The organism is Paraburkholderia sp. BR10141 (genome assembly GCF_056155635.1).
The window spans coordinates 13221-26943 of the sequence record NZ_JBMIQH010000037.1 but is presented as its reverse complement, the minus strand read 5'-3'; the positions used below and the strand labels follow the sequence as shown (position 1 = coordinate 26943).

At 57.6% G+C, this 13723-nt stretch carries 10 protein-coding genes; all 10 read right to left on the bottom strand.

Annotation, left to right across the window (positions count from 1 at the left end; genetic code table 11):
* Positions 1–65 precede the first annotated feature (65 nt).
* The gene (locus tag ACOJB8_RS34010; protein WP_475016515.1) at positions 66–3710 is read right to left on the bottom strand and encodes a glycosyltransferase family 4 protein; all 3645 of its coding nucleotides are present in this window, start codon (positions 3708–3710) and stop codon (positions 66–68) included.
* Entirely contained in the window at positions 3710–5134 is a 1425-nt protein-coding gene (locus ACOJB8_RS34005; protein ID WP_475016514.1) for a class I SAM-dependent methyltransferase, read from the bottom strand. The genes ACOJB8_RS34010 and ACOJB8_RS34005 overlap by 1 nt, the downstream gene beginning before the upstream one ends.
* Positions 5134–6354, bottom strand: coding sequence for an ABC transporter ATP-binding protein (locus ACOJB8_RS34000; RefSeq protein ID WP_475016512.1), 1221 nt, complete (start codon positions 6352–6354; stop codon positions 5134–5136). Before ACOJB8_RS34000 ends, ACOJB8_RS34005 begins: the two co-directional genes overlap by 1 nt.
* Complete coding sequence (locus tag ACOJB8_RS33995; protein ID WP_475016510.1) at positions 6354–7148, bottom strand: ABC transporter permease; 795 nt, start codon at positions 7146–7148, stop codon at positions 6354–6356. The genes ACOJB8_RS34000 and ACOJB8_RS33995 overlap by 1 nt, the downstream gene beginning before the upstream one ends.
* A complete protein-coding gene (locus tag ACOJB8_RS33990) occupies positions 7148–8593 on the bottom strand; it encodes a mannose-1-phosphate guanylyltransferase/mannose-6-phosphate isomerase (RefSeq protein WP_475016508.1) in 1446 nt (481 codons plus the stop codon). Before ACOJB8_RS33990 ends, ACOJB8_RS33995 begins: the two co-directional genes overlap by 1 nt.
* 210 nt (positions 8594–8803) lie before the next feature.
* On the bottom strand, positions 8804–10009 hold the full coding sequence (locus tag ACOJB8_RS33985) for a sulfotransferase family 2 domain-containing protein (protein ID WP_475016506.1): 1206 nt from the start codon (positions 10007–10009) through the stop codon (positions 8804–8806).
* Positions 10010–10097: 88 nt separating this feature from the next.
* Positions 10098–10982, bottom strand: a complete 885-nt coding sequence (gene rfbD, locus ACOJB8_RS33980) for a dTDP-4-dehydrorhamnose reductase (protein ID WP_475016504.1) — start codon at positions 10980–10982, stop codon at positions 10098–10100.
* A gap of 7 nt (positions 10983–10989) precedes the next feature.
* The gene (gene rfbC / locus ACOJB8_RS33975) at positions 10990–11541 is read right to left on the bottom strand and encodes a dTDP-4-dehydrorhamnose 3,5-epimerase (protein ID WP_475016503.1); all 552 of its coding nucleotides are present in this window, start codon (positions 11539–11541) and stop codon (positions 10990–10992) included.
* Complete coding sequence (gene rfbA / locus ACOJB8_RS33970) at positions 11526–12419, bottom strand: glucose-1-phosphate thymidylyltransferase RfbA (RefSeq protein ID WP_475016501.1); 894 nt, start codon at positions 12417–12419, stop codon at positions 11526–11528. Before rfbA ends, rfbC begins: the two co-directional genes overlap by 16 nt.
* Positions 12420–12430: 11 nt before the next feature.
* Positions 12431–13492 (bottom strand): dTDP-glucose 4,6-dehydratase, encoded by a 1062-nt coding sequence (rfbB, locus tag ACOJB8_RS33965; protein ID WP_475016499.1) that lies wholly within the window; start codon positions 13490–13492, stop codon positions 12431–12433.
* Positions 13493–13723 lie beyond the last annotated feature (231 nt).

The following is a 13723-nucleotide window of genomic DNA, read 5'->3' as shown; positions in this document are numbered from 1 at the left end:
ATAAAACACGTACCTTTGGCTCATCAGCCTTCCAGCAACGCCCGAAACGCCAAGATTCCTTTTGACTACACCTTCTGTGCGAGCATCATTGCACTCTGCTGCCACGACAAGAACGGCATTTCGGTCGGCATTGGAATGGTTCCGGCCTCCTTGCCTGCCATCCATTCGCGAACCGAAGCGGCAAGCTGTGAAGGTTCGTCCGCCCTGAAGTACCAAGCGTACTCGCCCGCCACTTCCCTGAAGACCGGAATGTCGCGCGCCATGATCGGCACTCCATGACGTGCCGCTTCAATCAAGGGAAGTCCGAAGCCCTCGCCGAAGGAAGCGGCAATCAGACAATCGCTCGCCCCGTACACCTTCTCGAGATATTCGTCGCTGATACTCTCCAGCCAGAACAACCTGCTTTCCCGCTCAGTGTGTGCGCGAATGCGGTTCGCCAAGGCGTCCATCATCCACCCTTGCTTGCCGACAATGACGAGATTGGCGTCGATACCCCTCGCCCACAACTGTTCGAATGCATCGAGTACCTGAGCATGCCCCTTGCGCGGCTCCAACGTTCCTACCATCAGGAAACTCAGACGCGCGTCGAGATTCGTCAATACGTTCCCCGCATCGTTTGGCATTCCCTTCGTCGGAACGGAATTCTCAATATCCGCCCCGAGATGGAACCAGTTCAAACTAAATGGGCGTTGCCTCATTACCTTCCGCTCCGCCACCCACGTATCAAGCTCATCGGCAACCGCTTTCGAAATGCAGATCGCTCCGTCACTTTGAGCCACCACGTCCAACCAACGCACATAGTGATCGACGACGTGTTGCTCGAAATGGTTGTCTCTCAGCGGCAGGAGATCATAAACAACAAACTTGACTCGCACACCCTGCTCACGCAGACGCTGATAAAAATCGGCATAGTGCGGTGCGACCGCCGGCGCGAGATCCAGCCCGAGGAAAATGTCGCCGACACCGTATTCCATCGGTTCGTCGTTCACTCGGCTGTCGTCTCCACCCAGAAAGCGAGCCATATATTTCCGAGCGTACCGATAGGGCTGGTCCGCCGTCGCATAGACGGGTTCCACGCGATATCCCTCGGGAGACTTCTTCTGCCATTCCCGGAGAATACTGCGCACGACCCGTTGAATACCGCTCCTGGCATCGCGTTGGACCAATTCAGAAATGTCTACGAGCAGTTGGCGAGTAGTCGCCGCCCCATCCAGAAGCCGGGACTTCAGCTCCTGGGCGCTTTCCTCCCAGGTCGACCACGATATGCTCGACGGTTTTGGGTACGAACCTGTCTTGTACAGTTCGAGCCATTGAGTCAACGCCGTGCTCAACTCGCCGGCCGAGTCCCCCTTGAAATAGTAGGCCCCTTCGCCCGCCACTTCGCGAAAGACCGGAACGTCACGCGCAATGACAGGAAGTCCGTAGTATGCCGCCTCGATCAACGAGAGGCCGAAGCCCTCATTGATACTCGCAGCAACTAACCCGCTCGCGGCTTTGTACAGACTGACCAGATAGTTGTCGTCGATCCCGGCCAGCCAGAACAGACGTTTGCCGAACTCGGGATGAGTGCGCATCTGTTCCGCAAAAGCGTCCATCTTCCATCCGAGGCGGCCCACAAACGTTACGCACACGTCATGTCCTGCCGACCACAGCGCATCAACGGCCTCCAGTATCTGAACCTGCCTCTTTCGCGGCTCGATCGTCGATACACACAGGAAACTCGGGCGGCCTTGCATCGCTGCAATTACGCCACCGGCATCTGGCGGCAATGCGCCTTCCACTACCTCTGGAAAATCAACGCCAATATGCACCCATGAGCTCTCGAAATTCTGAGACCTCGGTATTTCGTTTTCCCGAATCCAGTTCTGCAGCGCGTCGGAGGTCGCCTTCGATATACATATCGCGCCATCCGTCGATGCCATCACCGCCAGCAGTCTTTCATGCAGCGCCTTTAAGTTCGGATCAAAGAAATATTCTGGAAACTCGATGGGCAGCAAATCATAAAGCAGGAATTTGACACAAACCCCTTGCCTTCTGAGTTGTTGATAAAATTGCGCGTGCGCGATCTGGACCGAATGCTGCATATCGAGCCCCAGAAAGACGTCACCGCGCTGCCACTGCACGTTGGTATCCTTGACCGCATCATCGGCTGACGCCCCAAGGAATTTCTGGGTAAACCGGCGCGCGTACCGATACCCGCCGTCGAGCGTCGCGTAGACGGGCTCGATCCGATAGTCCTTAGGCGGATCGTTCAGCAGACAGCGCAGATAACTCCGAACGACCCGCTGCACTCCCGTGCCTGCATCATTCTTGCAGAACTCCGAAACATCGACCAATATTTGGCGAACGTATCCGGTCTTCTGGTTCTGCGCAAGGCAAGCGGCGAGCGGCACGAGCATATCCGATGCATTCGCTCGAGCGACCTTAGCTGCGACCAGCTCGAACAGGCGCTCCTGCTCACGTGATTGCTCGAACCATGTCTTGCTGCAAGGTCGCTCGATTTTCTCCCATTCGGCAATCGCTCTGCGACCGACTGCATCCCAGGAAAACTTCTTCGACTGCGCAAGACCATGCTCACGCAGTTTCTCGCGAAAGTCTGCATCGGTAAGAACCTGAGCGATTTTTCTGGACATGGCCGGCACGTCCATCGGATCAAACATTGCATCGCCCCACCCCATGACTTCCGGCAAGCTGCCTGCACTCGCACAAATTACCGGCACTCCGCAGGCCATTGCTTCGAGCGCGGGAAGACCAAACCCTTCGTGCCACGACGGGAAGACAAATGCGTCACAGATTGCGTACAACGAACGCAGGTCATCGTCACTCACGAAACCCGCAAACTTAAGCTCCGACTCCGTCAAGCCCGCCTCATCTGCGTGAATACGCAATTCGGCCATAACGTCTTCTGGAATCTTGCCAACAAGCACCAGCTGCACGTTGGCACGAATACCCTGCGCAAGGGTCGCATAGGCTTCTATCAACCGGGGAAGATTCTTGCGTTCGTCCGCCCCCCCCGTATACAGCAGAAAAGCACCGTTGATGCCGAATTTCTGGCGCAGACGTCCTGACTCCTGAGCATCCACGGACCTAGGCTTAAAGGAATCCTCAATCGCGGAAGAGACCGCAACGATTTGCTCGGCTGGATAGTCCAGATATTCGATACCTTCTTGCCTGGAGAATTCGGAGTTCGTCAACAGCCTGGCTGCCTTTTTCAGGTAGCCAAGCTTTCGATAGTAATGGCGCGATGTGACCGGGTGAGGCTCGAGATATCGCTTTGCATGAACAAGCGGAATCAGGTCATGCAACGTAATGGTAACCGGCGCATTCTGATCGAACTGACCAATGCTGGACACCCCATATCCGGTCACGCCTTCAAAAAGGCTGCCTACATGGACAACATCCGGGCTCAAACTCGACAGGAACGCTTCCCAACTAAGTTCAGCGATCTCACGACGGGTTATATTCGCGTCGCTGACTTCCTCTACGGGGCCCAGCGCGTGCCAAACCCGAATATTTTCCTGAGGCAGCAGCCCTTCGAACTCCGCGCGAATCGGCTCAATGGATTCGCGCATCATGCCGTTGAGTGCAAGGATGACCTCATGCTTGCCTCGGGTACGCGCCACTCCCTTGGCGAAACCCAGTACATAACGGCCAATTCCCCGGAATCGACTCTCGGTCTGCGCACCCTGCATGTCGATAACAATGCGCATCAATTCTTCTCCCGCTGCGATCTATCAAATTCGGCAATCAGAACGGCGTGAATACGATTCGCATGCTCATCCAGATCCTCAACACGAATGGCCCCAATGGTAGTGTCAACAGGTTGAGTGAACATTGCCGCTGCCACAATACGCACAAGGCGAGCTTTCGCTCGTGGCATTCGATTCAGCACGGTCACTGCTAGCTGGCGCAACCAAGGGCGGCTGCTCGCATACCGCGCGCCACTCTGCAGCGATGATTTAACTACCCGCCTTGCCGGCACCAATGCCTTGCCCCGCAATCCAAGAATGAACCACCTCATGGGCGCGGTGACGTGCCATGACGTACTGCGATAGACGGCCTGCAATTGGGCGTTTGCGTCCTGGGCTCTGGCTTCAGCGTCGCGCAGCATCGCCACGGTGCGCTCCAGTTGCGCCTCGAGTAACTGATACCGGTCCTCAGCATGATGCAATTGCTCTTCGACGACCTGAGTGCTCGCTTGTCTCGCAAGGTCTTCCGCCCGAAGTGCCCGCGATTCCATGTCTTGCAACAAGCGCTCCGAACGAACGCGCTGCTCATCGGCAAACCGGAATCGTTCCTCGGCGAGCTGCAATCGCCCCTCGGCAATTCCCAACCGCCCCTCGACGGATTGAAGCCGATCACCCATCGGCAAGACGCGTGCAATGCTCGATTCGAGCTTCGCGTCGTAACGACTAGCCAATGCAGCGAGTGTCAGACCGTAGTCCGCAGCAAAGGCATCGTCAAACGCCCCCTGCGTCGAGTCCGCATCTTTCTGCGCCACAATCGCATAGTCAGGGCTCGCTCCACCCACGACATCCAGCAGGTGAATCTGCGCGGCAGCGTTGCGAAGTTCCGGGGACTCCTGCAAACGGACCACCTTGACGCGATCGAACCCGGCATGTTCTGCAACAAAGGAGAGCAGCAATGCCGGGATAGGCTTCTGGTGCGACGGATCCAGGAAGAAATTGGACGTCGCCACCGCAAGATTCTCCGGATTCGGCGTCTCGAGAATCAACAGGCCGCCGGGCAAGAGCACGCGCATTGCCTCGTCGACGATCCTGCGCAATTGCTCGAAGCTCACGTGCTCGACGACGTGGAACGCCGAGATCAACGCGCAACTATTCGAATCGAGCGATGCAAGATGCTCAATCGCATCGCCCTGAATCGCTGGCAGATTGCGCTCCCGACAGGCTTCCAGCATGTCTGCATCCAGGTCCGCGCCCGTCGGGGCGAAGCCGGCTTCGCTCATGAGCTCCAGCCACTCTCCACGGCCGCAACCCAGGTCGAAGGTTTTCGCCCCAGGATACAGCGCCGCCAGCGGCTGGAAGAACGGCACGTATTTCGCCAGCCGACTTTTGATCAGCTCGCGCGAGCCCCGGTACCGATCTTCAAACGCACGATAGAAACTATCCACTACGACACGCTCCTCACCGTCGTCTGCAGCCACGCCACTCCGACAAATTCGTCCATCTTTACGTTGACGACGTTGAACACCAACGCACGATCGCGCCATTGATAATTATTGGCGAGATGGACATTCCCGGTATGCAGCGCCACAGCGACCGAATAACTCCCCACGCCAAGATTGGCCATGAATTCGAAATTCAGTTCTAGCGTCTGGCCAGCGGCCAGATCGACCAACACCTGCTTCAAGTGATAGGTGTTCGTTCCGAACACCGTCTGCCCCAGCCGATCCTTGATCATGTACCCGACCACCAGCTCGGGTATCGCATGCACGCATTTGACCTTGACTTGCAGTGCGACCGGTTGCCCGACTCCAGCGACCTCGATGGGTTTTCCAGATACGTCAAGCAGCGCGACCTCCTCGATCACGGCTTCGCCTGTTCCCGAAACGGTTTGCACCGTTCCGTCATCGAGCGCCTCCTGCTTGACCTTGTGATTCTTGCGCTCTGCGAGCATCGCGTTGTAGTAGTCCATGACCGACTCAGGCGACCCTTCCATCTCCAGACGCCCGGCATTTAGAAGAATCGCGCGATCGCAGATGGCCTGGATTGCTGCCTTGTCATGCGCCACGATAAGCAACGTCGTGCCCTGCTTGCGAAACTCCCGAATGCGATCAAAGCTCTTGTGCTGAAAGTAGGCGTCGCCGACCGAGAGCGCCTCATCGACGATCAGCACGTCGGGCCGACGGGCCGTCGCCACACTGAAGGCGAGACGCACCTGCATGCCGCTCGAATACACGCGCACCGGCTGATCGATATATTCGCCGATCTCTGCAAACGCCTCGATTTCCGGTATCAGCGAGAGAATCTCTTCTACGCTGTAACCCAGCAGTTGCCCGGCCATCATGACGTTCTGGCGCCCGGTGAAGTCGGGATGGAACCCCATCCCCAACTCCAGCAACGCGGCGACGCGCCCTGTCATGCTCACGCTGCCGATGGTCGGCTGCGTGGTGCCGACAATCATTTTCAACAAGGTGCTTTTGCCTGCACCGTTGATGCCGATGATGCCTAGCGCTTCACCGGAACGAACGGAGAAGTTTATGTCCTGCAGCACCCAGTGCGGTGTGTGATGCGGCTTGCCGCGCGGATCCATCCACTCGACGAGACGCGACCAGCGTGTCGGGTACTGTTTGTAGGCCTTGCCAAGATTCGTAACCGTAATGGTGCCCATCAGAGTTCATCCACCATTTCGCCTGCACGTTTGCGAAACAAGCTGAAGCCTGCAAGGCACAACCCAATGCCTAGGACGGTAACGAACCAGAGCTGTGACCAGTCAGGCCATTTGGATTGCATCATTACGACCTGGAAAGACTCGACCAGCGGCGCCATCGGGTTGAACTGCATTCCAGACTGGATTTGCTTCGGCAAAATGTCTACCGAGTAGACGATCGGGGTCAACCAGAACCAGAAGTTCAGCACAATATTAAAGAACTGCCCGACATCACGGAAAAACACGTTCAGTACGCCCAACGTAATGCCAAGGCCAATACCGAACAACGTCAGCAGGACCAGCAGGGGAATGACCGCGAGAAACGTTACGCCAGGGAAATTACCCGTGATCAAGAGGAACGCCGTGAACAATCCGAACACAATCAAGAAATTGACGAGCGAATTGACCACCACGATCACCGGCAAACACAACCGGGGGAAGCTTAGCTTCTTGATCATGTTCGCGTTTTCGATGAACGTGTTCTGTGCGCGACTGACGATTTCGACGAACATGCCCCAAGGCAGGACACCGGCACACAAATGGATGCTGTACGCAAAATTGCTATCCACGCCAGGCAGCCGTGCATGCATGACCCGCGCGAAGATCACCGTATACACGACGATCATCGCAAGCGGATTGAGCACCGTCCAGGCAGCACCCAGCAGCGAGTTGCGGTACTTGGACTGAAACTCCCGCTTCACACTGCCGATAATGAAGCCGCGATAGGCCCAAAGGGCTCTCACCATCCCTAGCATCAAGCCCGTCCGTAGACGTCCTGGAATCGAACGATGTCGTCTTCGCCCAAATATTCACCGCTCTGGACTTCAATCATCACAAGGTCCAGCACGCCCGGGTTTTCGAGGCGATGCTTGTGTCCGGCAGGAATGTAAGTCGACTCGTTGGTATGAACGAATATTTCCTTGTCGCCGTTGACGACTTTGGCCATCCCGCACACAACGATCCAGTGTTCGCTGCGGTGATGGTGCATCTGCAGGCTTAGACTTGCACCAGGCTTGACCTCGATGCGCTTGATTTTGAAACGCGGGCCTTCTTCCAGCACCGTGTAAGTCCCCCACGGGCGGCTCACGGTGCGATGCAGTTTGTATGCATCGTGATTCTGCTTCTTCAGGCGCGCCACGACCTGCTTCACGTCCTGCGCGCGATCCGGATTCGCGACCAGCAAGGCATCCGGCGTATCGATGATCATCAGGTCGGCAACGCCAACTGCCGCCACCAGGCGATCCGGGCTCTGCACATAGGTGTTGTGGCTATCGACAAAGATCGCTTCGCCGACCGCTCGGTTGCTGTCCTCGTCCGGTGCTACCAGATCGCGAATTGCGCCCCACGAGCCGATGTCGCTCCAACCGAACGTGGACGGCACCACCGCCACGTTCGACGAGCGCTCCATCACTGCGTAGTCAATCGAAATGTCCGGCACCGCCTGGAACGACTCGGCAGGAATTTCGAGCATCTGTACCGACGGCTTGCTCGCCTGCAACGCCGCCCAACATGCATCAGTTGCCGCTGCGACGTCGGGGGCAGAGCGAGCCATCTCGTCTAGAATGACGCCCGCCTTGAAACAGAACATGCCCGAGTTCCACAGGTAGTTGCCCGCGGCCACGTATTCCGCGGCCTTCACCGCGTCCGGCTTCTCGACGAAGCGCAGCGCCGTGCGACCGTCTCCAATTTTCTCTCCTGCTTCGATGTAGCCAAAACCGGTGTCCGGACTCGTCGGCACGATGCCGAACGTGACCAGCTTGCCTCGATTCGCCAATTCGACTGCACTAGCAACCGCTGCGGCAAACCCCGCTTGGTCCTGAACCAGATGATCTGCCGCGAGAACCAACATCAACGCATCGCGTCCGTACTTTTCCGCCACGTAGCGCGCTGCCATTGCCGCGGCAGGGGCCGTGTTTCGGCCCATTGGCTCAAGCATGAACGTGCCCGACTGCAATTCTCCAAGCTTCGCACTGGAGAATTCGTCCTTGCTCATGAAGTAGTAGTCGCGGTTGGTGACCGTCAGGATCTCACCGCGTTGCAATTGCGCATCGACCCCCAGCACCGCCGCCGCCCGACGGTACGTCTTCAGGAGCAAACTCTCACCATCGGCGAGCTTCATGAACGGTTTGGGGTGCCCTTCACGGGAAACTGGCCAAAGTCGCGTGCCAGCACCGCCGGACAGGATGACGGGAATTAACATCACATTCACTCCAGATTTAGTATCCGTTAGCGAAGGAAACCCTTCGCCACTTCTATCGATGCACCGCCAACATGGTGTCAGCCGATCAGGCCAAACCGGGCTGGGCAAGAATTATAGCTGGCGAACTCCAGTCGCCTGAAACGATTGGTAACAATCGCCCCCCGAATAGAATCCACTCGACAGGGACCTGTCACCTCTGAAAGCCAGACCTTACCTAATGGCAATCTCGACATCGACAAATGCGCTGGAATTGCCCTCGTCGAGCCAAGCGATACCCTCCTGCACCAAGGTCACATGCAGAACGTACCGCCCACTAGCGGATGGCGCCACGATAGACGCCTGCATTTCTCTTTCTTCACCCGGCATCAACGATGCATGCAACCTCGTTCGCTCACCATCGAACACCACAACCTGCGAACGCTGGGCATCAAACCAGTGATACGAAACATGCACCGGATTCGGCGCACGACTGGACAACTGGTAGCGGGACCGGTTGGACAACCGCACGCGAACGGAGAAAGATTCCTCCACGGCGATTTCTGACGGAGCACCTTGCACCGCCACCTCGATCTGGGTCCTCGCCCGCTCATGAATTGGCACATGCCAAGACTTTTTGACCAATTCGTCCGATCGCTCAAAGCGCTCGGTCAGCAGAGAGCGCATCATGCCACCCAAGCGGTCCTCGAATAGTTGGCAACCCCAAGCGTAGAGTTCCTGGTCCAGCGGGATCAACTCATTGATCGCTTCGAGCTCCTCCGCTGAAAGCGTATGGGTTCCCGGGCGGTCGGATGCTGTATTGAGTTCTGGAATGGAATATTCGGGAGAAAATCCCATCGAGTGAACAAGAAGACTCATGGAATCACGCATGCGCTCAGTGATTCCAAAAAATGCAAACGATTCAAGCCGTCTCTTGGCACGATCCAGCAGTGTCCGGTCATGCCTGCGTGCAGCAAATTCCTGTACAGCCGCGCGCCCATAACCAACCGGATCACGGGTCAGCTTCTCGAAGTCAAAGTCGGCAGCCAAAAAGAGAGTCTGCGTATTGACGATATCCCAGTTCGTATGCGGATCTCGAGCAAAGTCAAGCAGCGACCATCCTTCATCATTCATTTGCTGATGGCGATACGTATCTGCATGACGGCGGGCGTGCAGATACCACGAAACAGTCCGCTGAACTGGGTCTCGCAGCATCGTGATATAGGTCAACGCTCGCGCATCATATCCCCCCAAGCCGTACCAGTGATGCCCGCGAAACAACCTGTATCGGTCCATAGACCCCGCGGGCAGTGCGTACAGCTCCTCGAGCACCTGCGCCGGACAAACTTCGCCCGTGTCAAACTGATCCTCCAGATAGGATATGAGCGAAGAGCCTCCCGTTTTAGGGATATGGAGAAAATAAACAGGATTCGTATGCATCGTCACAAATCGAAAATGAAGGCCGCGGTTCTTCTGTTGGACTCGCACATGCTTCCATTACCTCAACCTTCTCAAACTGCTGTGTGATCTACTCAGCCAAACACAACTGCAGCGCATCTTGCCAATCCGGCATCCGCAAACCGAACACCTCAGTCAGCTTGTCCAGCGACATTCTCGAATTGGCCGGCCGCTTCGCAGGCGTCGGATAGTCGCTTGCGGGAATCGGCAAGACCGTCGGCGCATCCGCGCCCATCGCAGCCGCGAATATCGCTTCGGCAAAGCCGTGCCACGACGTCGCTCCGGCCGACGTCAGATGGTAGGCGCCGGAACGACGCACCCACCAGTCGATGTCATCTGCCGCTGCACCTTGCGCGACGATGTGCGACGTCGCAGCCGCAATCGTCTCCGCCCATGTCGGCGCGCCGATCTGATCCGCAACGACTCGTAATTCTTTCCGCTCGCTGCCCAGCTTCAGCATCGTCTGCAAGAAATTCTTACCGCGCCGGCCGTACACCCAACTCGTTCGCAGGATCAGGTGCGCGCATCCCGACGCCGCAATCGCGCGTTCGCCTTCGAGCTTCGTTTCCCCATACACGTTCTGAGGATTCGTTACGTCGGTTTCCACGTACGCGCTCGATTTCGCACCGTCATACACATAGTCGGTCGAATAGTGGATGAGCGCGCCACCGGCACGCGCAGCCTCTTCCGCGAATACGCGCGGCACGTCGACGTTCAAGCGTCGCGCAGCCTCGATATCGGTCTCGGCCTTGTCCACCGCCGTATACGCGGCCGGATTCACAACGAGCGACGGCTTCAGGTCGCGCACGAAGGCCCGCACGCGATCGAGATCGGAGAGATCGAGCGTCGACCTGTCGCACGGCACTACGCGGCCAAGCCCCTGCAGCGACCGTAGCAACTCGAATCCAACCTGGCCGCTCACGCCCGTCACGAGGATCGTCATTTCCCGACTCATACCCGCCTCAAGCGTAGAGTTCGGCTTCGGCCAGACGCACACCGGCCGCGTCCTTCGCCGCCAGCACCGGCTCGTCCTCGATCGGCCATTCGATGCCGATATCCGCATCGTTCCAGATGATGCTGCGCTCGTGCTCCGGGTACCAGTAGTCGGTCGTCTTGTACAGGAACTGCGCGGACTCCGACAACACGACAAAGCCATGCGCAAAACCCGGGGGCACCCACAACTGCCGATGATCGTCGACCGACAGATTCACGCCTACCCACTTGCCAAAACGCGGTGAGCTCTTGCGGATGTCGACCACCACGTCGAACACTTCACCTTCGACCACACGCACGAGTTTCCCCTGCGCATGCTCGAGCTGATAATGCAGCCCGCGCAGCACCCCACGCGACGAGCGCGAGTGGTTGTCCTGCACGAATTCGACGCCCTCCTCCACGTGCTCGGCGAACTCGCGCGCATTGAAGCTCTCGTAGAAGAACCCGCGCGCGTCACCGAACACCTTGGGCTCAATGATCTTGACTTCGGGCAGTGCCGTCGCCGTTACCTGGATAGCCATGCAACCTGATGAGTGAGAATGTTCTGGAGGTACTGCCCGTAGCTGTTCTTCGCCAGCGGCTTTGCAAGCTTCAACACCTGCTCCGCATCGATCCACTGCTTGCGATACGCGATCTCCTCGGGACACGCGACCACGAGACCCTGGCGCTTCTGCAGCGTCGCAATGAAGGTCGCCGCCTCGATCAGCGAATCGTGCGTGCCGGTATCGAGCCAGGCGTACCCACGCCCCATGATTTCGACACTGAGCGCGCCGTCAGCAAGATAGCGCGAATTCACATCGGTGATTTCGAGCTCGCCGCGCGCCGAAGGCTTGATGTCGGACGCGATATCGCACACGCGGTTGTCGTAGAAATACAGCCCCGTGACCGCATAGTTCGAACGTGGCTTCGCGGGCTTCTCTTCGATCGATACCGCACGGAACGACTGATCGAATTCGACCACGCCATAACGCTCGGGATCGTGCACGTGATAGGCGAACACCGTCGCGCCGCTCTCTTGCGCATTAGCATGCTCGAGCTGCTTTGCGAGATCATGTCCGTAGAAAATGTTGTCGCCAAGGATCAGCGCCGACGGATCGTTGCCAACGAATTCCTTGCCGATGATGAACGCCTGCGCGAGTCCATCGGGCGACGGTTGCACCGAGTACTGGATATTCATCCCCCACTGGCTGCCGTCACCGAGCATCGCCTCGAAGCGCGGCGTGTCCTGCGGCGTCGAGATGATCAAGACGTCACGAATGCCCGCCATCATAATCGTCGAGAGCGGGTAGTAGATCATCGGCTTGTCGTACACCGGCAGCAGCTGTTTCGACACGACGTGCGTGATCGGATACAGCCGCGTTCCAGAGCCGCCCGCGAGAATGATGCCTTTACGTGCCATCGCTTTGTTCCTCACCCGCGCTTTGCGTAATTCGTCTCGACCCACTTGCGGTAGTCGCCCGACACCACGTCGTCGACCCACGCCTGATTGTCGAGATACCAGCGGACTGTCTTCGCAAGCCCGGTTTCGAACGTCTCAGCGGGCTTCCAGCCGAGTTCGCGCTCGAGCTTGCGCGCATCGATCGCGTAACGGCGGTCATGGCCCGGACGGTCAGTCACATAGGCAATCTGATCTCGGTACGAACCCGCTGCCTTCGGGCGCAGTTCATCGAGCAAGTCGCACAGTGTGTGCACGACTTCGAGATTCTTCTTCTCGTTCCAGCCGCCGACGTTATAGGTCTCACCAACCTTGCCGCGGGCGAGCACTTCGCGGATCGCGCTGCAATGGTCGCTCACGTAGAGCCAGTCGCGCACGTTCTGGCCGTCGCCGTACACCGGGAGCGGCTTGCCGGCGAGCGCGTTGGCAATCATCAGCGGAATCAACTTTTCCGGAAACTGGTACGGGCCGTAGTTGTTGGAACAATTCGTCGTCAGCGTGGGCAGGCCGTATGTGTGATGGTAGGCGCGCACGAGATGGTCCGATCCCGCCTTGGTCGCCGAGTAAGGGCTATTCGGCGCATACGGGGTGGTTTCGGAGAATTGCGGGTCGGTTGCCGAAAGCGAGCCGAACACTTCGTCCGTAGAGACGTGCAGGAAACGAAACTCGGCCTTTTCGGCTGCGGGCAGGTCGCTCCAGTACTGGCGAGCGGCTTCGAGCATCGTGAAGGTGCCGACGACATTGGTCTGAACAAAATCAGCCGGACCATGAATGGATCGATCGACGTGGCTTTCGGCAGCGAAGTGCAGCACCGCGCGCGGCTTGTGCTCGACGAAGAGCGTGTCGAGCGCTGAGCGGTCGCAAATATCCACGCGCGCGAATATGTGCTTCGCATCGTCCCGCAACGATTTCAGCGTCCCGAGATTGCCCGCGTACGTGAGCTTGTCGACATTCAATACGGCTTCGTCCGATTGACTCAGCCAGTCAAGCACAAAGTTGGCGCCGATAAAGCCGGCACCGCCCGTAACCAGAATCATGGAACTCCTTGTATTGCGCGAGTGCGGAAGCAATTCTGGCGTCAATCTTTACACCAGATGACCTGAAAGCTAACTGTAGAAATAGCCTTCGTGCGGGAGAAGCGCCCGATCCAGCAGATTCAGCCTTACCTACCCCCGCAGATTCTGGTTCTAATTTTATCGATAGAGAATTATAAGGATACCGTGTACGAACGCTACCCCCCTAACATCTTGAAACAGCTTGACAAATTC